We start from the raw sequence: 22,158 nt of genomic DNA, 5'->3' as shown, positions 1-22,158 counted from the left end.
TGAGGTGTCTGGCGGCCCATAAAATCTAACGGTCCGTCAGAAACCGCGGGAAGGGGCCGGACGTGGGGAACTTCTTGACAGGCAAGGCCGTCGCCGTCACGGGCGCCGGGCGCGGCATCGGACGCGCCGTGGCGCTCGCCTGCGCCGCCGAGGGAGCGAAGGTCGTCGTCAATGACTACGGCGTCTCGATCGAGGGCGGCGAGCCCACGTCCGAGGTCGCCGAGGCCGTCGTCAAGGAGATCGAGGCGGCCGGCGGCCAGGCCGTGGCCGTCGCGGACGACATCTCGACGATGGCGGGCGGACAGCGGATCGTCGACACGGCGCTCGCGCAGTACGGGCGGATCGACGGAGTCGTCTGCGTCGCCGGCATCCTGCGCGAACGCATGCTCTTCAACATGACCGAGGAGGAGTGGGACCCGGTCGTCGCCACCCATCTGAAGGGCACCTTCACCGTCTTCCGGGCGGCGTCCGCGGTGATGCGCAAACAGGGCGGCGGCACGCTCATCGGCTTCACCAGCGGCAACCACCAGGGGTCGGTCGCCCAGGCCAACTACTCCGCCGCGAAGGGGGGCATCATCTCGCTGGTGCGCAGCGCGGCGCTCGGGCTGCACAAGTACGGGGTGACGGCCAACGCGGTCGCGCCCGTGGCCCGTACGCGCATGTCCGCGAACGTACCGATGGAGCTGAAGGAGATCGGCGAGCCGGAGGACGTCGCCGCGCTCGTCGTCTATCTGCTCTCCGACCGGGCGCGCTCCGAGAACATCACCGGGCAGGTCTACACGATCGCGGGCCCCAAGATCGCGGTGTGGGCGCAGCCGCGGGAGCTGCGGGCGGGATACGCGGAGGGGGCGTGGACCCCGGAGCGGATCGCGGACTTCCTGCCGGGGACGGTGGGGACGGACCCGATGCCGATGCTGGCGCAGCTGGAGGCGATGGCGAAGGCGGCGGCGTCCAAGGAGCGCCCGAACGCGTAGGCGGGCGGTGCGCTACCGGTGCCGGGTCCGCGTGGTGGGCGCCAACGGTTGGGCCCTGCGTGGTGAGCGCCCAGCGAACAGGCGCCCGGCACCGGTGCGGTCTGCGCGGTGGGTGCCCAGCGAACAGGCACCCGGCACCGGTGCGGTCCGCGTGGTGGGTGCCCAGCGAACAGGCACCCGGCACCGGTGCGGTCCGCGCGGTGGGTGCCCAGCGAACCGGCGCCCGGCACTGGGGGTTGTGCCCCACCGTTCCTCCCCCCAGGACTCCGTCCTGGGGGGACCCCCAGCGGAACGACTGCCCACAACAGGTGGGGACGTCCGCCCTCAACGGGTTGGAACGACTGCCCACAACCGGGTTGGCGGCCGCGGCGCGAAGCTGCCGCGAAGGCCGGGGGCCGGGGGCCGGGGGCGCAGCCCCCGGGACTTGCTCAACCCCCACCCGCCCCCGGCAGGGTTTCGGGAAGGGGTGGGGTGGGGGAAATCCCACCCCCCACGACAGGAGGCGTACATGGACTTCGAGTTCGGGCCGGAGGACCGGGCCTTCCGGCGGGAGGCGCGCGCCTGGCTGGAGGCCCACCTCACCGGGGAGTTCGCGGACGCCGTCGGCCGCGGCGGGCCCGGCAGCGAGCACGAGCGCCCCGGCATCCGCCTCGCCTGGGAGCAGGAGCTCGGCCGCGACGGCTGGATCGGCCTCGGCTGGGACGCGGACCACGGCAACCGCCGGGCCACCCCCACCCAGCAGGTCGTCTGGGCCGAGGAGTACGCCCGCGCCCGCGCCCCCGGCCGGGTCGGCCACATCGGCGAGAACCTGCTCGCGCCCACCCTGATCGCGTACGGCAGCAAGGAGCAGCAGGCCCGCCATCTCCCGGCCGTCGCCCGCGGCGAGGAGCTGTGGTGCCAGGGCTACAGCGAGCCCGGTGCCGGCTCGGACCTCGCGTCGGTCCGCACCACCGCCGTGAAGGACGGCGACGGCTACCGCGTGACCGGCCAGAAGATCTGGACCTCGCTCGCCCGCGAGGCCCACTGGTGCTTCGTCCTCGCCCGCACCGAGCCCGGTTCGCGCCGCCACCACGGGCTGTCGTTCCTGCTGGTGCCCATGGACCAGCCGGGCCGTGTCGACGTACGGCCGATCCGGCAGATGTCCGGGACCAGCGAGTTCAACGAGGTCTTCTTCGACGGCGCCGAGGCCGTGGACACCGTCGGCGGCGAGGGCAACGGCTGGCAGGTCGCGATGGGCCTGCTCGCCCTGGAGCGCGGCGTGTCGACGCTCGTCCAGCAGATCGGCTTCGAGGAGGAGCTCCGCCGCGTCGTCGCCGAGGCCGTGGCGAACGGCGCCGCCGCCGACCCGGTGCTGCGCGACCGGCTCGTACGCCAGTGGGCCGAGCTGCGCACGATGCGCTGGAATGCCCTGCGCACGCTGGGGAGGCAGGACGACCCCGGTGCCCCGAGCGTCGCGAAGCTGCTGTGGGGCGGCTGGCACCAGCGGCTCGGCGAGCTCGCGATGCAGATACGGGGAGGGGCCGCCGCGGCGGGCCCTGGCACCTGGTCGGCGACCGAGCCGTACGAACTCGACGAACAGCAGAGGCTGTTCCTCTTCACCCGCGCCGACACGATCTACGGCGGCTCGGACGAGATCCAGCGCAACATCATCGCCGAGCGCGTGCTCGGCCTACCCAAGGAGCTGCGGTGAGAGGTGTCGTCTTCGACGGTGAGCGGGTCGAGGTGGCCGACGACCTGGAGATACGCGACCCGGGGCCCGGCGAGGTGCTGGTCGCCGTCGCCGCCGCAGGGCTCTGCCACAGCGATCTGTCGGTGATCGACGGCACGATCCCCTTCCCCGCGCCCGTCGTCCTCGGGCACGAGGGCGCGGGCGTCGTCGAGGCGGTCGGCGCCGGCGTCGGCCATGTCGCGCCCGGCGACCATGTGTCGCTGTCCACGCTCGCCAACTGCGGGGCGTGCGCCGCCTGCGACCGGGGGCGGCCGACGATGTGCCGCAAGGCGATCGGGATGCCGGGGCAGCCGTTCTCGCGGGCCGGGCGGCCGCTGTACCAGTTCGCGTCCAACTCGGCCTTCGCGGAACGGACCGTCGTCAAGGCCGTCCAGGCCGTGAGGATCCCCGACGGCATTCCGCTCACCTCCGCCGCGCTGATCGGCTGCGGAGTCCTCACCGGTGTCGGGGCCGTGCTCAACCGGGCGAAGGTGGGGCTCGGCGACACGGTCGTCGTCATCGGGACCGGCGGCATCGGCCTCAACGTCCTGCAGGGCGCCCGGCTCGCGGGCGCGCTGACGATCGTCGCGGTCGACACGAACCCGGCGAAGGAGGAGACGGCCAGGCTCTTCGGCGCCACGCACTTCCTCACCTCCGTGGACGGGGTGCGGGAGATCCTCCCGGACGGCGCACAGCACGTCTTCGAGTGCGTCGGCCACACGGGCCTCGTACGGCAGGCGATCGACCTCCTCGACCGGCATGGCCAGGCGGTGCTGCTCGGCATGCCCGCCCCGACGGCCGAGGCGACCTTCCTGCCTGCGTCGATGTTCCTCGACAAGTCCGTCCTGGGCTGCCGCTACGGCTCCTCGCGGCCGCAGCACGACATCGCGCTGTACGCCCGGCTGTACCAGGAAGGACGGCTGATGCTCGACGAGCTGGTGACGGAGACGTACCCCGTGGAGGACTTCGCGAAGGCGGCGGACGACGCGGAGCACGGGCGGGTGGCGCGGGGCGTCCTCACGTTCTAGGTACGTTCCAGCGTTCTCGGTACGTTCCCAGGCCGACTCGCACCGGCGGCTCACGGGCGCCGCAAAAAGGGGTGGAGCCCCGGGCGGGGGTGCCGGATAACGTCGGGCCCATGTCCTACCGCGAGCTCATCGGCCGGCCCGTCCTGACCTGGGGGGCGGTGGTCGTCGGCACGCGGATGCCGGTGGCGGCGGCGCCGCTCGCGCTGGTGTTCCTCGTACGCGAGCGGCCCGGCGGCTACACGCTGGGCGCCGTCCTCGCCGCCGTGTACGTCGTCGGGGAGATCGTCGGGGCGCCGCTGCTCGGGATGCGCATGCGGCCCGAGCGGGCGCGGCCGGAGCTGGCCGCCGGACTCGCGGTCGGGGCTTCGGGGTTCGCCGCGCTGGGCCTGCTGCACGAGGCGCATCCCGTGCTCCTCGGAGTCTTCGCCTTCCTCGCGGGCGCCGGGCCCGCCGCCGCGCCCGGTGGGTTGCGGGCGCTGCTCACCAGCCTGGTTCCCGAGCGGGCCGTGGCCCGGGCGATGAGCCTGGAGTCGGTGCTGACGTTCGGCATCTGGGCGGCCGCGCCCGCGCTGACGGCCGCGCTGGCGCTGGGCGCCGCCCCCGGTGCGCCGCTCCTGCTGGCCGCCGTGCTCATGGCCGCGTCCGTCGGAGGACTGTGGGCACTGCCCGCCGGGTGGGCCTCGGACGACACCGACCGCGACGGCGAACCCATGCTGCGCGTCGTGTCCCGGGCCTGGCCGGTCTACGTCACCGGCGCGGCCTCGCTGACCCTGCTGGCGCTGGCCGAACTGATCCTGCCCGCACTGCTGGAGCAGCGGGGGATCGCCATCGGCTGGGCGGGTCCGCTGCTCGCCGGGTTCTCGATCGGCTCTGCGGCCGGCGCCTTCGTCTACGGGCTGCGGAACTGGCCGGGCAGGCTGCCGACCCAGAGTCTGGTTCTGCTGCTCGGCGTCTCGGCGTGCGTGGCCCTCGTCGCGGTGCTGCCCGGCGTCGCGTGGATGGGCACGGGGCTGGTCATCGCGGGCGTCATGCAGGCCGGGGCGATGCTCACCCGCAATCTGACCCTCCGCGAGGTCCTGCCCCCGAGCGCGCTCGCCGCCGGCTACTCGGTGATGTACGCGGCCGTGGGCGCCGGTTACGCGGCGAGCGGCACCCTCGCGGGCGGCCTGCTGCGGTTCGTCGCCCCGTCGACGGCGATCCTGGCGGGCGTCGGGCTCACCTTGCTGCTGGCGGTGGTGGGTGCGGTGGGGGAGCGTGGACTGTCACGTACGGCCGCCCGTCAAGCCCGTCCGGCCTTTGAGGACGGACACGCGGACTCACCGTCAAGCCCGTCCGGCATTTGAGGAGGGGCACGCCGCGGTGCGCACCGGGGCCGCGGGGCGCGGGCAACCCGGCGGGGTCAGCGAGGTGTCGTCGCCCGGAACGTACGGCGGTACGCCGTCGGCGGCACCCCCAGCGCGCTCTGCAGATGCTGCCGCATCGACTGCGCCGTACCGAATCCCGCGTCCCGCGCCACCTGGTCCATGGACAGGTCCGTGGACTCCAGCAGCTGCCGGGCCCGCTGCACGCGCTGCTGGGTGAGCCACTGCCCCGGGCTGACCCCGACCTCCTCACGGAAGCGGCGCGTGAAGGTCCGTACGGACATGGACTCCTGCTCGGCCAGATCGCGCAGCTGGATCGGCCGATGGAGATGCGCCAGCGCCCAGGCGCGCGCCTCCGACGTCGTCGCGAGCTGCGGCTCGGGGACGGGGCGCTGGACGTACTGCGCCTGGCCGCCGTCGCGGTGCGGCGGCACGACCGTACGGCGCGCGACGTCGTTGGCGACCGCCGTGCCGTGGTCGCGGCGCACGATGTGCAGGCACAGGTCGATACCCGCGGCCACCCCGGCGGACGTGAGGACGTCACCGTCGTCGATGAAGAGGACGTCCGCGTCGACCTTGACGGCAGGGAAGGTGCGCTGGAAGTGCTCCGCCGAGGACCAGTGCGTGGTGGCGGGCCGGCCGTCGAGGAAACCGGCGGCGGCGAGGACGTAACCCCCGGTGCAGATGGAGACCATCCGGGTGCCGGGCCGCAGCCCGGCGAAGGCCGCGGTCAGCTCGGGCGTGAGCCGGCCCTCCTGGTGGACGGGGCCGAGTTCGTACGACGCGGGCACGATCACCGTGTCGGCCGTGGCCAGCGCCTCGGGGCCGTTCTCGACGAGTACGGCGAAGTCGGCGTCGGTACGGACCGGACCGGGCGGCCGGACGGAGCAGGTGACGACCTCGTACAGCTTCCGGCCCCATATGTCGGCGGCGCGGCCGAAGATGCGCTGCGGGATGCCCAGCTCGAAGGGGAGGCAGCCGTCGAGGGCGAGCACGACGACGCGGTGCGGCTTGCGGGATGCGGCGGCCATGGCCCGATCGTATCGAATGCTGTCCTTCGGGCCACTCGTCGGCGGTGACCGTCGTCCGGATGCTGGGTGACGTGACCCAGACAAGCGATCTCCCCGCAGTGCCTGCAGGCTCCGGAGCCCCCGGAGCCTCCACAGCCTCCGGAGCCTCCACAGCCCCCGGAGCTCCCGCGCAGGAAGCCGCCCGTCGCCCGCCCCGCCCGCGGCGGAGCCGCATGATGTCACCGCACAGGGCGTGGTTCGTCGCCGCCGTCGCGTTCGTGACGATCATCGGCGCGGCCGCCTTCCGCTCCCTGCCGGGTCTGCTCATCGACCCGCTGCACCAGGAGTTCGGCTGGTCGCGCGGCACGATCGGGCTCGCGGTCTCCATCAACCTCGCGCTGTACGGGCTCACCGCGCCGTTCGCGGCCGCGCTGATGGACAAGTACGGCATCAGGAAGGTCGTCGCGGTCGCGCTGACGATCATCGCGGCCGGCTCCGGGCTGACGGTGTGGATGACGGCCGCGTGGCAGCTGCTGCTGTGCTGGGGGCTGCTTGTCGGGCTCGGCACGGGCTCGATGGCGCTGGCGTTCGCGGCGACGGTGACGAACCGCTGGTTCACCGAGCGGCGGGGTCTGGTCACCGGCATCCTGACGGCGGCCGCGGCGTCCGGGCAGCTGATCTTCCTCCCCCTGCTGTCCTGGATCGTTCAGGAGCACCACTGGCGCCCGGCCGCCGTCACGGTCGCCCTCGCCGCGCTCGCGGTCGTCCCCTTCGTCTGGCTGCTGCTGCGCGACCACCCGGCGGACGTGGGGCTCGCCCCGTACGGCGCCGAGAAGTTCGTCCCCAAGCCGCCGCCGGTGCCGGGCGCCGCCCGCCGGACCCTGGGCGTGCTCTTCTCCGCCGCCCGCACCGGCCCCTTCTGGCTGCTCGCCGGCACCTTCGCGATCTGCGGCGCCTCGACGAACGGCCTCGTCCAGACCCACTTCGTCCCCGCCGCGCACGACCACGGCATGCCCATCACGGCGGCCGCCTCGCTCCTCGCGGTCATCGGCGTCTTCGACGTCGTCGGCACGATCGCCTCCGGCTGGTTCACCGACCGCTTCGACGCCCGCCGCCTGCTCGCCGTCTACTACGCGCTGCGCGGCATCTCGCTGCTCTTCCTGCCGATGCTGCTGGCCCCGTCCGTCCAGCCGCCGATGGTCTTCTTCATCGTCTTCTACGGCCTCGACTGGGTGGCCACGGTCCCGCCGACGATCGCCCTGTGCCGCGAGCACTACGGGGACGACTCGGCGATCGTCTTCGGCTGGGTCCTGGCGTCCCACCAGGTCGGCGCGGCCGCCGTCGCCTTCGCGGGCGGCGTGGCGCGGGACGTCTTCGGCTCGTACGACGTCGTCTGGTTCGCATCGGGGGCGCTGTGCGCGGCGGCGGCACTGATGGCGCTGGTGATCAGGCGGCGGCCGTCCGTCCTGGCGGTTCCGGCGGCGCTTCGGTGACCGGGTGACCGCCTCAACTCGCCCGGTCGAGCGGCTCGAACCCCACGTTGAGCCGCATCCCGAGCGCCGTGGCGAACCGCTCGAGCAGTGGCAGAGTCGGCATCGTCCCACCGGCCTCGAAGCGGGCAACGGCGGGCTGCTGAAGACCGGCTGCCTGGGCAAGCTGCGCCTGGGTCATTCCGAGAGCTTCTCTGCGCTCCCGTACTGTTCGGCCGAGCTCGAAGCGAATGCGTGCAGCGTCGTACGCTTCCCGGGCCTCCGGGTCGGCGAGGGCTTCTTCCCTCAGCTCGGCCCACGTCTTCCGGCCGCCCATCCCGTCACTCCCCATCCGCTGTGTGCTCCTCCGCGATGCAGGCGCGCATTGCCCGCATGGCTCGCTCGACCTCGTCGGTCTCACGCATGCGCTGCTTACGGAACACGGTGAGCAGGATGATCCGTCGACCGCTCGTGATCCAGTAGGTGACGCGCATGGCCGTGCCGTCCAGGTGGAAGCGAAGCTCCCTGACGCTAGCGCCTGGTGCCCGGAGGTGCCTCGCGTTCACCCGATCGGGAAGCGTCGGACCCTACCCGCTGAACCGCCCGAACCGCCCCCGGTGGAACAGCAGGGGATCCCCCTCCTGCTCCGCACCCAGCGCCTCCACCCGGCCCACCACGATGAGGTGGTCGCCGCCCGTGTGCACGGCCTGGATCGTGCAGTCGATCCACGCCGGTACGGAGTCCAGGCGCGGCGACCCCGTCACGGGAGCGGGTACGTGGCCGACCCCCGCGAACTTGTCCGCGCCGCTCACCGCGAAGGCCCGGCACAGCTCGCCCTGGTCCGCGCCCAGGACGTTGACGCAGAAGACCCCGGCCCGGGCGATGCGCGGCCAGGTCGTCGACGTACGGGCCACCATGAAGGCGACCAGGGGCGGGTCGAGCGAGAGGGACGCGAAGGACTGGCAGGCGAATCCGGTGGGGCCGCCGCTCTCGTCGTCGTGGGCCGTGACGACGGTGACGCCGCTCGCGAAGTGGCCGAGGACGCGGCGGAATTCGCCGGGATCGACCGGAAGCCGCTCGTCGGCGCCGACGGCCCGCAGAGCGGGACGCGGGAGTGCGTCGAAGGGCTCCACGGACGTGGCGGCGCCGACCGACCTGAGGTAACGGACGGCGGTGGCCGCCATCCCTGCGTGTCCCATCACCCCTCCATTGAAACTGACGGATCGTCAGATGGGAACCCCCGGCGCGTGGCCCGAGCGGCCGGGAGCGTGCACCCGGCTGTTCGGCGGCGCCGGTCAGAAAGCGCTTGTATGCAGGAGTGATCCCCGTGACGAACTGTCAGTGGCCGCTGTTACTCTCGCGCCAACTTGTACGACTCGTACGAGGGGGAGGATTTCCGTTTTGCGCAAGAAGAGCAGAATCATTACGGCTGCACTGATACCGACGCTGACGCTGGGGGGCGTCGGCGTGGGGACGACCGCCGTCACCGTCCTCGCGACGGCGCCGGTCGCGGCCGCGGCCGAGATCGGGCCGTGGAGCGCGCCGACCGCGCTCACGCTCGACCACCAGCTCGTCAATGTCGCCGACGTCCAGTCCACCGTCCACGGTGACGCGGTCGCGCTGTGGTACTGGACGCCCGACGACGACCACACGGTGACCGAGGTGTGGGCCGCGGTGCGCCCGGCCAAGAGCACGGTGTGGGGGACCCCGCAGCGGCTGTCGGCCAATGCGGAGCGGACCGCGCAGGTGGCGCCGTCCAACGACGGTTCGGTGACCGCGTCCTGGGTCGAGAAGCCGGCGTCCGGCGGCTCGGCCCTCCGGGTTTCGGTGCTGGCGTCCGGGGCGACCCAGTGGGGTACGCCGGTGAGCCTCGCCTCGGCCTCCACCGGCATCCTGGACCCGAAGCTGTTCGTGAACCAGAGCGGGCGTGCCGCGATCGTATGGCGGCAGAGCGCAGGTCCGGACCGGTCCGCGATCCACGTCGTCGAGAAGGCCGACGTGGGTGCCGACTGGATCAGCTGGACCCAGCCGGCGTTGGTGGCCGTCACCGAGACGGGCAGCCATGCCGTGGCTCCGCAGGTCGCGGCCTCGAGCACCGGTTCGGTCGTCGTCGCCTGGACGGAGAACCGGGCCGACGGCCGGACGGCCAAGAGCAGTGTGAAGAAGGCCGGTGCGACGGAGTGGAGCGCGCCGGCTTCTATCGGCGACCCGGCCCTGTGGTCCGGATCGCCGAGGCTGTCGGTCCGCAACGACGGCATGTTCGTCGTGGTCTGGCAGCAGTCGCCGACCGAGTCGAGCGACGACACCGTGCTCGTCTCCGCGCGGCGCAAGGCCGACGAGGAGCAGCCCGGCTGGTTCATGGCGGAGGCCGTGTCGACCGGCGACTACGGCTTCCAGACGCTGGACCCGCTGATCGGGCCGAACGGCGACGTCACTCTCGTCTGGCTCGACTTCGCGGAGGGGTCCGGTTTCGGGGTCCGTACGTCGACCCGTGCCTACGCCACCGACACCTGGTCCGAGCCGAAGACGCTCTCGACCGGTTACGTCCCCGAGCAGTTCGACGCGAACATCGGCTACGACGGCACCGTCCAGGCGGGCTGGGCGCAGAACTCCGGTGCTGACGACCAGCGCGTCTTCGTCACCGCCGCCCGGGTCGACGGCGTCTGGGGCAGCCCCACGACGCTCAGCAAGGCCCCCTCCACCTACGCCGAGGGCGGTGTCGCGGTCGGCCCCGACGGCAACGCCACCGCCGTGTGGGCACAGGAGTGGCAGCTGTGGACCGCGGGCACCGGGCTGACCGTCCCGCAGCCTGCGCCGAAGCTCGTGCGCCGCGACCACGTCGGGAACGACGGCTACGTCGACCTGTTCAGCCGGACCACGACCGGCGGACTCGTCGTCCACCAGGGCAACGCGGAGCACACCCTCGCGACGAAGGTCAGCGGCGGCACCTGGCCCACCACCTCCACCATCGTCCCGATCGGCGACCTGAACGGGGACGGCGGCAACGACGTCCTGGTGCGGAACGGCGCGGGTGAGCTGTACCGGTACAGCCCCGAGCGCGGCAGCGTGGTCACCCCGCAGACGCCGTCGGTGAAGATCGGCCACGGCTGGAGCGGCTTCAACACGTTCGTCTCCTCCGGCGACATGACCGGCGACGGGCTGTCCGACCTGGTCGCCCGCACCACCACCGGCGACCTGTACCTGTACGCGGCGAACGGCACCGGCGGCCTCAAGCTGGTCCGGAAGATCGGTACGGGCTGGAAGACGGTGACGCCCATCGGCGCCGGCGACCTGAACGCCGACGGCCGCGGCGACATCCTGGGCAAGGACGCCTCCGGCAACCTGTGGCGCTACTACGGCAACGGCAAGGACGCCATCGGCTCGGGCGTCAAGATCGGCTCCGGCTGGGGCAGCCACAACGCCACGGTCGGCATCGGCGACCTCACCAAGGACGGCATCGACGACCTGGTCTCCCGCACGACCGCCGGTGACCTGTACCGGTACGAGTTCAACGGCAAGGGCGGCTTCAAGCCCGGCTCGGTGAAGCTCAGCACCGGCTGGGGCACGTACAGCGGCCTGTCCTGACCGACCCCGTGACGTCCGCGCGCCGGGCTGTTCCGGCGCGCGGACGGAAACGGACCCCGCTCAGCGCCCCTCGTACCGCGGGGTCCGTCGCTCCACGAAGCTCGCCACGCCCTCGTTCGCGTCCCGCGTCGCCATGTTGATCTCCTGTGCCGCCGCTTCGGCCGCGAACGCCGTCGCCCGGTCGCTGTCGAGCGAGGCGTTGACCAGCTGCTTGGTCAGTGCGATGGCACGCGTCGGCCCCTGGGCCAGGCGCTCGGCCCACTCACGGGCCGTCTTCTCCAGCTCCTGCGCCGGTACGACCCGGTTGACCAGCCCCATCCGCTCGGCCTCCCCGGCCGACAGCGCGTCCCCGAAGAACATCAGCTCCTTCGCGCGCTGCGGCCCGACCAGGCGCGGCAGCAGATACGCCCCGCCCCCGTCCGGGACGAGTCCGCGGCGTACGAACACCTCGATGAAGCGCGCGGATTCGGCTGCCAGGACCAGATCACAGGCGAGGGCGAGGTGCGCGCCGATGCCGGCCGCGGTGCCGTTCACCGCCGCGATCACCGGCTTCTCGCAGTCGAGTACGGCCGCGACGAAGCGCTGCGCGCCACGCCGGATCGTACGGGCCACATCACCCGCGACGCGCTCCCCGCCGCCCGACGGGGCCCCGCGCAGATCGGCCCCGGCGCAGAACCCCTTGCCCGTGGCGGTGATCACGACGGCCCGTACGCAAGGGTCGGCGGAGGCGTCCGCGAGCAGCGCGACGATCTTCTCGCGCTGGTCCCAGGTGACGGCGTTCATGGCCTCGGGCCGGTTGAGGGTGATCCAGGAGACGCCGTTCTCGGTGCGGTGCAGCACGTGGTCCCCGCCGCTCATCGGCACACCGCCAGCGCGTCCAGCGCCACCGCGCCCTGCCCGCGCGGCAGCACCATCAGCGGGTTGATGTCCAGCTCGGAGAGGTCGGCGCCGAGCTCGAGCGCCATCCGCTGCACCCGCAGGACGACCTCGACGAGCGCGTCCACGTCCACCGGCGGCCCGCCCCTGACCCCGTCCAGCAGGGCCCGCCCGCGCAGTTCGGCGAGCATGGAACGGGCCTGGTCCTCGCCGAAGGGCGGCACGCGGACCGCCGCGTCCTGGAGCACCTCCACCAGCACACCGCCCAGGCCCACGGTCACGGTCGGGCCGAAGAGGGCGTCCTGGGTGACGCCGACGACCATCTCGACGCCGCGCTCGACCATCTGGCAGACGAGGATGCCGTCGAGCTCGATGCTCTCGTAGCGGGCGATGTCGGTCAGTTCGCGATAGGCGTCGCGGACCTGGCTGGCCGAGGTCAGCCCGATCTTCACCAGGCCCAGCTCGGTCTTGTGCGCGAGCCGGGGCGCGGACGCCTTCATCACCACCGGGTAGCCCACCAGCCCCGCCGCCCGTACCGCGGCCGCCGCGCTGGTCACCAGCTGCTCGCGCGGCACGCGGATCCCGTACGCCCGCAGCAGCTGCTTCGCCGCGTGCTCACTGAGCCGGTGGCCGGGGCGCAGCAGGGCCTGTGCCTTGCGGAAGGAGGGGGAGAGGGTGCGGGGCGCCTCGTCGAAGGGCGAGCGGTAGCCGGTGGTGAAGCGGTGGTGGTCGAGATACGCCTTGACCGCGGTGATGCAGTTGCCGAACGTACGGAAGGTGGCGACCCGGGACGAGCCGAGCAGCGTCGTGCGGTACGCCTCCTCCGTACCGACGGGCGAGCCCCACACCACGCACACCAGCTTGTCCGTCGTCTCCGCAGCGTCCACGAGGTCCTGGGCGAGCTTGTCGCTCATGGGCGGGAAGGGGCCGGTGATCGGGCAGATCAGCACACCGATCCCGGGGTCGTCGAGGATCGCGTCGACGATCTTGCGGCCGCGCCAGTCGCCCACGGGGTGGCCGCCGTTGTCGACGGGGTTGGCGACGTTCAGGTACTGCGGGATCCACTGGTGCAGCTCCGCCTGCTTGGCCTCGGACAGCGCCGGCAGCCGCAGGCCTGCCGCGGTCGCCAGGTCCGAGAAGTGCGCGCCCGTGCCGCCCGAGATCGAATAGACGACGACGCCGTCGGCCCGCGGCTTCCGCGCCCGGGCCAGCAGCGCCGCCGTGTCCTGGAGTTCGTCGAGCCCGTCGACGCGGATCACGCCGTACTGCCGCATCGCCGCGTCCACCACCTGGTCGGCGCCGGTCAGCTTGCCGGTGTGGGAGGCGGCCGTCCGAGCCCCGGTCTCGGTGCGTCCGACCTTGACCGCCACGACCGGGACGCCGCTGCGCGCGGCCCGGTCGGCGGCGAGGAGGAAGGAACGTCCGTCCTTGAGCCCCTCCACGTAGCAGGCGATGGCCCCGACCTCGGGTCGCCCGGCGAAGTACGAGATGAAGTCGGCGGTCTCCAGGTCGGCCTCGTTGCCGGTGGGCGCCCAGTGGGAGAGCCGGACGCCCAGCTCCTGCATCGTGAACACGGGCCGGCCCTGGTGGCCGGACTGGGTGATCAGCGCGATGGCGGGGCCCTCGAGGTCGTCGCGGAACTTCTCGAAGGCGTTGAGGTTGGTGTTCGGCCCGAGCAGCCGCAGCCCCGACCGCTCCACGGCCGCGGCCAGCCGCCGCTGCGCGGCCGCACCCTCCTCGCCGGTCTCCGCGAACCCGGACGCGAAGGCCACGGCGAACTTCACCTTGGCCTGGGCGAGTTCCTCGATGACCGGCAGCGGGTCGCCGACGAGCAGCACGGCCAGGTCGACCTGTTCCGGCAGGTCCGCCACGGAGGGGACACAGGGCAGCCCGAACACGGCACTCCGGCTCGGGTGCACGGGATGCAGCCGCGCCCCGACCCGCTCGGCCCAGGCGATCAGCTGCCGCGTGATGCCGGTGTTGGGCCGGCCGTCGGCGTCGGACGCCCCGACGACCGCGACCGATCCGGGCCGGAAGAACCGGTCCAGATCGGGAACGGGCGCGTACAGCGGGCGGCCGCTGACATCCAGATCACCTGCGGTGGCGGTGATCGCCGCGGTGTCGTGGACGGCGTTACGGGGCTGCTCTCCGCAGGCCACCACCCGGGCGCGGAGATCGGTGGTCAGGGTGCCATGGGTCGATCCAAGCATCGCTTCGCCCGCTCCTTGCTCGTCGGCCAACTCAACTGACGCACTGTCAGATTAGCGAACTGACGACCAGTCAGGAACTGCCGTGCAGGGAAGTGCACCGGTCCCGCCCCGGCCGGTGCCGGTATCGCGCCTGTTCCGTACCCGTCCCGCGTCGGCCTGCGCGGGTCCCGTGCCCGCCCGCGCCGGTCCCGCGCCGGTCCTGCTCCGGGCCCCGCGCCGGTCCCACGCCGGTCCCACGTCGGCCTGCGCCTGCCCCGCGCCGATCCAGTGCAACTTTCCCCGGCCCTCGTGAGTCTCCCCATCGCACCGTCGTCCCTCCCCCAGGAACAGAGGAAACATGAGAAAGCCTTCCGTCGGCCGCGCCGCGCGCATCGGCGCGTGCGCCACAGCAGCGGGACTCGTCACGGTCGGCATGGCCACCCCCGCCCTCGCCGACAGCGACCAGCTGTGGATCCGGTCGCCGTACGAGGTCGTGCTGCCCAAGGCCGCCGGCAGCGGTGAGCAGGCCCGGGCCGTCACCCTCGACCTGGGGCTGTCCCACGACAACAGCAACTACACGGTGACCGACGGCCGGCTCACCGTCGACGTCTCGGGCCTGGCCGGCGTCGCCGAGGTCACCTGGCCCGAGAACTGCGCACCGGCCGGCACGACCGCGGTGTGCACCCTCCCCGAGGTCCCGGCGACGGGTCCCGGCGACTCGGTGCTGCTGCAGGTCCGGGCGGCGTCCGGGGCGGACGTCGGCGCCGCCGGCCGCATCACCTACCAGGCGAAGGCCACGACGACGATGGAGGGCGGCGAACTCACGGCGCCCGAGGGCTTCGAGACCACGGTCAGGGTCGCCTCGGGGGCCGACCTCGTCCTGGACCGGCCGGCATCGGTGGAGGGTGTTGCACCGGGCAGCACCGTGCCCGTGCCGTTCTCCGTCGTCAACAACGGCAACGAGCAGGCGAACGGCATCCAGGTCACCCTGTACGTCTCGCGCGGCCTCGACGTGGGCGCCGTCGCCCCCGAGTGCACCAGCACACCGCTCGGCGAGGGCACGATCAAGCCCATCACCAAGGTGGACTGCCTCTTCGACGACGTCGTCGAGCCGGACGGAACCTTCACCCTGCCGGCGCCGCTGACGGCCACCGTTGCCCCCTACGCCCTCGACGAGCGCCTCGACATGATGGTCGCGGCGGGCGACGGCGCCGAGGACCTGGCACCGGAGAACAACGGCTGGGGCGTCGGCATCAAGGCCGCCAACACCGCCGACTTCGCGGTCCGCGGCACGAAGGTCACCGGCGCCGCCGGCGAGACCGTGAAGGCCGACCTGACCTTCCGCAACAAGGGCCCGGCGTGGGTGGCGAACCTGGGCTCGGGCGACCCCGTCGCCCTGGTCGACCTGATCGTCCCCAAGGGCGCCACCGTCACCGGCGTTCCGGAGAACTGCCAGCCCCGCGCCCTGGACGGCGACGCGTGGTACGAGGAGCGCACCGGCGCCCCGCGCTACCGGTGCGACCTGCCGCTGTGGGTGGCCGAGAAGCAGACCGTGACCTTCCCGTTCGAGCTGCGGATCGACACCGTCGTCCCCGGCGCCGTCGGCAAGATCACGCTCATGCACCCGTACGGCACCACCCAGCCGCTGCCGTTCGACCCGAACGTCGACAACAACAAGGCGAGGCTCGTCCTCAACCCGGTCGTCTGACGGCCGCGCTCCGGGGCGGCCGTGCGGGATCGGCGGCCGCCCCGGAGCTCCGGCGCCCCGGAGCCCCTGGCCTCGGCGCGCCTGGGTCGGCGCCTCAGCGCGCCGCAGCCCTGGCGATCTTCTGCGCGTCCAGGGCCATCTCACGGAACATCCCGCTGATCGGGTTGGTGAAACCCGTGAAGTACAAGCCCGGTGCCTCGCGCGGAGTACTGCCGCCGTGCACCATGGGGCGGCCGCGCTCGTCCAGGACGCCCAGGTGGCCCACCAGGGGCTCCAGACCGCGGGTGTAGCCGGTGGCCGCGATCACGGCGTCCGGGGCGAGACGTGAGCCGTCCGCCAGGACCGCCTTGCCGTCGTCGAAGGACTCGACCGCGGCGACCGGTTCGACGCGGCCGGTGCGGATCGCGTCGATCAGGCCCACGTCCTGGACCGGGATCGCACCCCCCCGGACCCGGGAGTAGAGGCCCGTGTCGGGGCGGGGCAGCCCATGGGCCGACAGATCGGGGACGGAGATCCGGCACATCAGGTCGCCCGCCTTGTCCACCAGCCGGACCGGGAGCCGGCGGACCAGGATGCCCGTGCGCTGCGCCGGCCAGCCCGCCGTCGAGCGGCGCACGATGTGGGGCACGGTACGGACGGCCAGGCGTACCCGGGATGCGCCGCCCTCGACCAGGTCGACGGCTATCTCGGCGCCCGTGTTGCCGACGCCGACGACCAGGACGTCCTTTCCGGCGTACGGGGCGGCGCTGCGGTACGCGGAGGCGTGCAGCAGCTCGCCCGGGTACGTGTCGCGGCCCGGCCAGTCCGGCAGGCGCGGGGTGTGGTTGTAGCCGGTGGCCACGACGACCGCGCGGCCGGTGAGGCGACGGCCGCCGGAGGCGTGCAGGACCCAGTCGGAGCCGTCCTGCTCGATCCGGGAGACCTCGACGCCCGTCACCAGCTCCAGTTCGTGGAACTCCGCGTACTTCTCCAGGTAGCGGATCACGTTGTCGCGCGACACCCACCGTCCGAACTTGCGCGGTATGGCCAGGCCGGGAAGCCCGGACAGGCGCCGGGTCGTGTGCAGGTGCAGCCGGTCGTAGTGGCCGCGCCAGGACGCGCCGACGGACTCGGACTTCTCCAGGACGACGGCCCGCAGGCCCCGCTCCCGCAGCGCGGCCGCGACGGCGAGGCCGCCGGGACCCGCTCCGATGACGTAGACGGGGCGGTCGTTCGTGAGATCCATGGCTCTGTGATCGGGCATGAGCGCTCAGCGTAATGGCACACCGTTGCGAATCGGTCACGGCGGACGACCTCTTGCGCTTCGAAGGCCCCATCCGGTGAACTGACGTACCGTCAGATCTCGGAGGGGAGGCCCCGGAATGCAGACCGTCTGGCTCACCGGCGCCGAATGGCTCGCCGTCCTTCGCATCGGCCTCGGCCTGTGGTGGCTGGAGAGCTGGCGGCACAAGGACAAGAAGGGCTGGTTCGAGCGCGGCACCGGCATCGCCTGGGCCGCCGACGTCGCGGCCAAGCACCGGTGGGAGCTGGTGCGATCCGGCTTCGACACGGTCGTCGCGCCCCGGCCCAGGGTGATGGCGTACGTCGTCGTCTACGCCGAGCTGGCCCTCGCCCTCGGCCTGATCGCCGGCTTCCTCACCCCGGTCGCCCTGGCCGGCGGGCTGCTCCTCAACGTCCTCTATCTCGTCCTGATGATCCACGACTGGGCCGAGCAGGGGCAGAACGCGATGATGGCGCTCATCTCGCTCGTCGCCCTCTTCGCGATGTCCTGGCAGACCTGGTCCCTCGACAGCGCGATCGGACTCTTCCTGTGACCGCGGCAACGCCCGACATCGACGACTTCACCCGGCCCTACTGGGACGCGGCGGCCGATGGCCGGCTGCTCGTCCGCCGCTGCGGCGCGTGCGGGCGGGCCCACCACTATCCGCGCGAGTTCTGCCCGTACTGCTGGAGCGACGACGTCGAGTGGGAGCGGGCGAGCGGGCGCGCCACCCTCTACACCTGGTCCGTCGTCCACCGCAACGACCTCCCGCCCTTCGCCGGCCGTACGCCCTACACGGCGGCCGTCGTCGACCTCGCCGAAGGCCCGCGCATGATGACCGAGATCGTGGACTGCGCGGAGGCGGACCTGCGGATCGGGATGGAGCTGGAGGTGGGCTTCCGGGCCGAGGCCGAGGAGGGAGCCGAGGAAAGAGTCGGGGGCGGGATCGCGGTGCCGGTGTTCCGGCCGTCCGCGAAGCGCTGATGGCGATACCGGCTTCGGGAGGACCCGATGCCGGTATCGCCCGGTGCGGAACCGGCCGGTCAGCGGTCATGGTCAGGTGAGCCGCCGACTCGGCGGTGCGCACACTCGTAGTTGACGCTGCGTCAGGCAGCCCCTGCCCCCGAAGCTCGCTCGGCGATGAGTGCGGCGAGGCCGTCCAGGATGCGTTCCAGGCCGAACTCCAGGGCCTGGTCCTGGCCGCCGGGCTCGGCCGCCGACGACGCCATCGCGGACAGCAGGGCCGGGTAACGCTCGCCGTGGTCGCGCAGCACCGTGGCCAGGGCGGCGTGGAACTGGGCCTCCGGGTTGTCCGACGGGCCTGCCGCGCGGGCCTGTTGGGCGATGCCGCGTACGTGGCTGGAGAGCAGGACCACCGCGTCCAACCGCTCGCCGCCCGTGAGGCCGGTGCCGTCCAGGGCGGCCAGGGCCTGCTCCATCCAGGCCAGTTCCTTCGGGCCCATGAGCCGCGGGCCGACCGTGGCGTCCAGCAGCCAGGGGTGGCGCCGGAAGACGGTGACGAGGCGGCGGGACCATTCGGCGAGGGCCTCCCGCCAGCCGGCCGCCTCCGACGCCTCTCCCGGCACATCGTCGACCGCCGTCTCCACCATCAGGGCGACCAGCTCCGCCTTGCCGGGCACGTACCGGTACAGCGACATCTTCGTGAAGCCGAGCAGCTCGGCGAGCCGCTGCATCGACAGGGCTGCGAGCCCCTCCGCGTCGGCGATCCCGATGCCCGCCCGCGCGATGCGGTCGAGGCTCAACGCCGGCTTCGGGCCTCGCCTGGGCTGCGGATGGGGGCCCCAGAGGAGCCGTATTAGCTCGTCCGGATTCTCGGTCATCACTGCATCTCCCTTGCCAAGCCCGAAAACTGTGTCTACCGTACACAGCAAGAAACAGTTTCCGATGGACACAGTTCTAGGGGGAGTGGAAACCATGGGCAGGAAGGTCCTCATCTCGGGCGCGAGCATCGCCGGTCCCGCGCTCGCGTACTGGCTCGGCCGCTACGGCTTCGAGGTCACCGTCGTCGAGCTCGCCCCCGCCCTGCGCGAGGGCGGGCAGGCCGTCGACTTCCGCGGCGACACCCACCTCACGGTGCTGGAACGGATGGGCGTGATCGACGAGTTGCGCCGGATCCGGACCGGCGGCAGCCCGATGCTCTTCGTCGACGAACGCGGAAAGCGGCAGCTGTACCTGCCCGCCGACTTCGCGGGCGGCGACATCGAGGTCCTCCGCGGTGACCTCTCGCGCGTTCTCTACGAACACAGCCTCCCGCACGCCGAGTACGTATTCGGGGACACCATCACCCGGCTCGACCAGACCGAGGACGCCGTGCGCGTCGCCTTCCGGCACGGCGCACCCCGCGAGTTCGACCTCGTCATCGGCGCCGACGGGCTGCACTCCAACGTCCGCCGGCTCGCCTTCGGGCCCGAGGAGAAGTACGTCCGCCACCTCGGCCACTACGCGGCCACCTGGAGCCTGCCCAACCACCTGGGCGCCGGCTCCGGCGAGGGCACCATCGGCTGCAACGTCCCCGGCCGCCTCGCCTCCGTCGGCGCCGACCGGCGCAACCCGGACCGGGCCGGCGCGTTCTTCGTCTTCGCCGCCGACGAGCTGACGTACGACCGCCACGACCCGGAGCAGCAGAAGGCCCTGATCGCGGACGCCTTCGCCGGGCTCGGCTGGGAGGTGCCGAGGCTCCTCGCCTCACTGAAGGACGCCACGGACCTCTACTTCGACTCGATCAGCCGCGCCGACGTGGAGACCTGGTCCACGGGCCGCATCGCCCTGGTCGGCGATGCCGCCTGCGGCGCCACCATCGGCGGCATGGGCACGGGGACGGGCATCGTGGCCGCGTACGTGCTCGCCGGAGAGCTCGCCCGCGCATACGACGGCGACGGCGACGGGGACGGCGGCGACGGCGACCACACGGCGGCGTTCGCCCGCTACGAGAACCTCGTGCGCGGCTACGCCGAGGGCTGCCAGAAGGGCGGCGACCGCACGGGCCCGTTCCTCGCCCCCGGCAGCAGGACCGCTCTGCGGCTGCGCAACTGGATGCTGAGCAGGCCCTTCTTCCTCAACTGGATGCTCAGGGAAGGGCAGAAGGTCAGCAGCACCATCGATCTGCCGGACTACACGGCCGAGCCGAGCATCCGCTGAGGCGGGCCTCGTGGACGTACGACATGCGACGTGGGGCTTCCGTCGACGGAAGCCCCACGTCGTCACCCCGGGCAGGGGCGGATCAACCCGGTCGGAGCCGGATCAGAAGCGTCCGTGCATGCCCGGGATCCCCGGAGGCGAGGGAACCGGAAGCCTGAGGGCTCCCTGCTCCTGCCCCGCCGAGGTCCGGCAGGTCAGGTCCTTCGCCGGGAGCTTGCCCGTGGTCAGATAGGCCGTGGCCGTCTTGTCGGCGCAGGACTTGGAACCGTAGATGCCGTGGCCCTCGCCCCCGAGGACCGTGACCATCCGCGAGCCCTTCAGGGCCCGGTGCAGGCCCTGACCGCTGGTCAGAGGCGTCTGGGAGTCCCACTCGTTCTGGAGGATGAGCACGCCGGCCTTGTGGTTCATCTTGGTGGCGGGCTCACTGCCCTGCTTCCAGAACGCGCACGGCATGATGTTGGACGTGAAGTCGCCGTAGAGCGGATACCTGGCCTTGTCGCGGATGGCGTCCCGGCGGTACTGCTCGGGGTCCCGCGGCCAGGCCCGGCTGTCGGCGCACACCACGGCCCAGAAGCTCGCGTCGCTGTTGTCGGTGGGAACGGCACGGCCGAACGCCGGCGGGGCGGGGGGAGGGGTCGACCTGGGCGCCCGCGTGGGGGCGGGCTTCGTGGCCGCGGCGGCCTTCTTCAGCGCGGCGACCTGCTCGGCGGCAGCTCGGACGCTGAAGAACATCGCTCGCCCGGCACGGATGTCGTCGCCGGTGAGGGGCGTCCCTTCGAAGTCGATGGGCTTGCGGTCGGCCTGGGCGACCAGATCCCAGAAGGTCTTGCGGACCTCGGCCGGGGTGTCACCCAGCTTGTACGTCGCGGAGCGCCGGGCGGTCCACTCGCTCCACCTCGTGAAAGCGGGCTCGGCCCCCTCCGCCCACACCTGGATCATGCCCCGCCAGATCCGCTGGGGGTCGACGGCGCTGTCCAGGACGAACCGGTCGGCGCGCTTGGGGAACATCTGCGTGTAGACGGCGCCGAGATAGGTGCCGTAGGAGTACCCCAGGTAGGAGATCTTCTTCTCGCCGAGCACGCTCCGGATCACGTCCATGTCGCGGGCGGTGTTGCGGGTGGTGAGGTGCCGCAGCTTGTCGCCCGCCTTGGCCTCGCACTTCGCGGCGACCGTACGGGCCCACTTCACGTCCTTCGCGAACGTCGCGGGCTTGTACGGGCGCTGCCAGTTCCGCTCGTCCTCGGTCAGGCCGCAGCTGAGGGGGGAGCTCTGTCCGACGCCCCGTGGATCGAATCCGACGAGGTCGTACTGTCTCTTCACGGCCGTGGGCAGCTCGGACGCCAGGAACAGGGGCATGCCGAGGCCTTCACCGCCGGGCCCTCCGGGGTTGAGCAGCAGGACGCCGCGGCGTTCCCGGGAGCTGCTCGCCTTCATCCGCGATATGGCGATCTCGATCTTCTTGCCGCCGGGGTGGCTGTAGTCGAGCGGCACCTTGACGGTCGCGCACTGGTACGCGGCGGGGTTCTCGGCGTCGCAGCGCTGCCACCGGGGCTTCTGCTCCAGGTACTGCTTGAGGGGGTTCGTGGCCGCGGAGGTACCGGAGGCCGCAGAGGCGGCGGAGGCCGTGGCGGGCGCGAGCGCGGGCACGAGGGTGGCGAGGGCGCTGACGGCGAGAAGAGGTGCTATTCGTCTGCTTCGCACAATGAGTCGGTCCTTGTGAGGGGGGTGGTCCTGTCCCATCCACCCTCTCGTGCAAGGAAGTTCGGACGAATCCATCGACGAGGCGGTGTTCCTCCGACCGCAGGCGTACGGACCGGCACCGCAAATGGT

19 protein-coding genes are annotated in these 22,158 nt (G+C 72.3%); 10 read left to right on the top strand and 9 right to left on the bottom strand.

What is annotated here, in order from left to right; translation table 11 throughout:
- Positions 1 to 62: 62 nt before the first annotated feature.
- From ACWCXB_RS03310 to ACWCXB_RS03295, 4 genes are all read left to right on the top strand, one after another.
- Complete coding sequence (locus tag ACWCXB_RS03310; protein WP_450718474.1) at positions 63 to 974, top strand: SDR family oxidoreductase; 912 nt, start codon at positions 63 to 65, stop codon at positions 972 to 974.
- Between the two features lie 508 nt (positions 975 to 1,482).
- Entirely contained in the window at positions 1,483 to 2,664 is a 1,182-nt protein-coding gene (locus ACWCXB_RS03305; RefSeq protein WP_450718472.1) for an acyl-CoA dehydrogenase family protein, read from the top strand.
- The gene (locus ACWCXB_RS03300) at positions 2,661 to 3,710 is read left to right on the top strand and encodes a Zn-dependent alcohol dehydrogenase (protein WP_450718470.1); all 1,050 of its coding nucleotides are present in this window, start codon (positions 2,661 to 2,663) and stop codon (positions 3,708 to 3,710) included. Before ACWCXB_RS03305 ends, ACWCXB_RS03300 begins: the two co-directional genes overlap by 4 nt.
- A gap of 110 nt (positions 3,711 to 3,820) precedes the next feature.
- Positions 3,821 to 5,053 carry an MFS transporter gene (locus tag ACWCXB_RS03295; protein WP_450718468.1) on the top strand — a complete coding sequence of 411 codons (1,233 nt, stop codon included), beginning with the start codon at positions 3,821 to 3,823 and terminating at the stop codon, positions 5,051 to 5,053.
- A 56-nt stretch (positions 5,054 to 5,109) separates the two neighbouring features.
- Here ACWCXB_RS03295 and ACWCXB_RS03290 read toward each other — a convergent pair whose 3' ends face one another.
- Positions 5,110 to 6,102, bottom strand: a complete 993-nt coding sequence (locus tag ACWCXB_RS03290) for a GlxA family transcriptional regulator (RefSeq protein ID WP_450718466.1) — start codon at positions 6,100 to 6,102, stop codon at positions 5,110 to 5,112.
- A 212-nt stretch (positions 6,103 to 6,314) separates the two neighbouring features.
- Between ACWCXB_RS03290 and ACWCXB_RS03285 the strand changes: the two genes are divergently transcribed.
- Complete coding sequence (locus ACWCXB_RS03285; RefSeq protein ID WP_450718464.1) at positions 6,315 to 7,574, top strand: MFS transporter; 1,260 nt, start codon at positions 6,315 to 6,317, stop codon at positions 7,572 to 7,574.
- A 13-nt stretch (positions 7,575 to 7,587) separates the two neighbouring features.
- Here ACWCXB_RS03285 and ACWCXB_RS03280 read toward each other — a convergent pair whose 3' ends face one another.
- From ACWCXB_RS03280 to ACWCXB_RS03270, 3 genes are read right to left on the bottom strand one after another with little or no spacing between them, the layout of a single operon-like run.
- A complete protein-coding gene (locus tag ACWCXB_RS03280) occupies positions 7,588 to 7,902 on the bottom strand; it encodes a helix-turn-helix domain-containing protein (RefSeq protein ID WP_450718462.1) in 315 nt (104 codons plus the stop codon).
- Positions 7,892 to 8,116: a type II toxin-antitoxin system RelE/ParE family toxin gene (locus tag ACWCXB_RS03275; RefSeq protein ID WP_450718460.1), complete on the bottom strand. Its 225-nt coding sequence runs from the start codon at positions 8,114 to 8,116 to the stop codon at positions 7,892 to 7,894. Before ACWCXB_RS03275 ends, ACWCXB_RS03280 begins: the two co-directional genes overlap by 11 nt.
- A 21-nt stretch (positions 8,117 to 8,137) precedes the next feature.
- Positions 8,138 to 8,734: a flavin reductase family protein gene (locus tag ACWCXB_RS03270; protein ID WP_450718937.1), complete on the bottom strand. Its 597-nt coding sequence runs from the start codon at positions 8,732 to 8,734 to the stop codon at positions 8,138 to 8,140.
- A 283-nt stretch (positions 8,735 to 9,017) separates the two neighbouring features.
- Here ACWCXB_RS03270 and ACWCXB_RS03265 point away from each other — a divergent pair, with 283 nt between their 5' ends.
- Positions 9,018 to 11,135, top strand: a complete 2,118-nt coding sequence (locus tag ACWCXB_RS03265) for an FG-GAP repeat domain-containing protein (protein WP_450718458.1) — start codon at positions 9,018 to 9,020, stop codon at positions 11,133 to 11,135.
- Between the two features lie 60 nt (positions 11,136 to 11,195).
- Here ACWCXB_RS03265 and ACWCXB_RS03260 read toward each other — a convergent pair whose 3' ends face one another.
- Both ACWCXB_RS03260 and ACWCXB_RS03255 read right to left on the bottom strand, forming a co-directional pair.
- Positions 11,196 to 11,993, bottom strand: coding sequence for an enoyl-CoA hydratase/isomerase family protein (locus ACWCXB_RS03260; RefSeq protein WP_450718456.1), 798 nt, complete (start codon positions 11,991 to 11,993; stop codon positions 11,196 to 11,198).
- Positions 11,990 to 14,221, bottom strand: coding sequence for an acetate--CoA ligase family protein (locus ACWCXB_RS03255; protein WP_450718454.1), 2,232 nt, complete (start codon positions 14,219 to 14,221; stop codon positions 11,990 to 11,992). The genes ACWCXB_RS03260 and ACWCXB_RS03255 overlap by 4 nt, the downstream gene beginning before the upstream one ends.
- A 337-nt stretch (positions 14,222 to 14,558) precedes the next feature.
- Here ACWCXB_RS03255 and ACWCXB_RS03250 point away from each other — a divergent pair, with 337 nt between their 5' ends.
- The gene (locus ACWCXB_RS03250; RefSeq protein WP_450718452.1) at positions 14,559 to 15,908 is read left to right on the top strand and encodes a hypothetical protein; all 1,350 of its coding nucleotides are present in this window, start codon (positions 14,559 to 14,561) and stop codon (positions 15,906 to 15,908) included.
- A 94-nt stretch (positions 15,909 to 16,002) separates the two neighbouring features.
- On the opposite strand, the gene ACWCXB_RS03245 is transcribed toward ACWCXB_RS03250, so the two are convergent.
- Positions 16,003 to 17,151 (bottom strand): flavin-containing monooxygenase, encoded by a 1,149-nt coding sequence (locus ACWCXB_RS03245; protein ID WP_450718450.1) that lies wholly within the window; start codon positions 17,149 to 17,151, stop codon positions 16,003 to 16,005.
- A gap of 118 nt (positions 17,152 to 17,269) precedes the next feature.
- On the opposite strand from ACWCXB_RS03245, the gene ACWCXB_RS03240 reads away from it, so the two are divergent.
- The gene (locus tag ACWCXB_RS03240) at positions 17,270 to 17,722 is read left to right on the top strand and encodes a DoxX family protein (RefSeq protein WP_450718448.1); all 453 of its coding nucleotides are present in this window, start codon (positions 17,270 to 17,272) and stop codon (positions 17,720 to 17,722) included.
- Positions 17,719 to 18,153 carry a Zn-ribbon domain-containing OB-fold protein gene (locus ACWCXB_RS03235; protein WP_450718446.1) on the top strand — a complete coding sequence of 145 codons (435 nt, stop codon included), beginning with the start codon at positions 17,719 to 17,721 and terminating at the stop codon, positions 18,151 to 18,153. The genes ACWCXB_RS03240 and ACWCXB_RS03235 overlap by 4 nt, the downstream gene beginning before the upstream one ends.
- Before the next feature lie 122 nt (positions 18,154 to 18,275).
- On the opposite strand, the gene ACWCXB_RS03230 is transcribed toward ACWCXB_RS03235, so the two are convergent.
- On the bottom strand, positions 18,276 to 19,010 hold the full coding sequence (locus tag ACWCXB_RS03230) for a TetR/AcrR family transcriptional regulator (protein WP_450718444.1): 735 nt from the start codon (positions 19,008 to 19,010) through the stop codon (positions 18,276 to 18,278).
- Between the two features lie 94 nt (positions 19,011 to 19,104).
- Here ACWCXB_RS03230 and ACWCXB_RS03225 point away from each other — a divergent pair, with 94 nt between their 5' ends.
- Positions 19,105 to 20,328, top strand: coding sequence for an FAD-dependent monooxygenase (locus ACWCXB_RS03225; RefSeq protein WP_450718442.1), 1,224 nt, complete (start codon positions 19,105 to 19,107; stop codon positions 20,326 to 20,328).
- Between the two features lie 102 nt (positions 20,329 to 20,430).
- Here ACWCXB_RS03225 and ACWCXB_RS03220 read toward each other — a convergent pair whose 3' ends face one another.
- Positions 20,431 to 22,029, bottom strand: coding sequence for an alpha/beta hydrolase (locus ACWCXB_RS03220; RefSeq protein WP_450718440.1), 1,599 nt, complete (start codon positions 22,027 to 22,029; stop codon positions 20,431 to 20,433).
- Positions 22,030 to 22,158: the final 129 nt, after the last annotated feature.

This window comes from Streptomyces sp. NPDC001514 (assembly GCF_053597075.1).
Note: the sequence above shows the minus strand (reverse complement) of the source record. Positions and strands in the feature narration are given on the sequence as shown.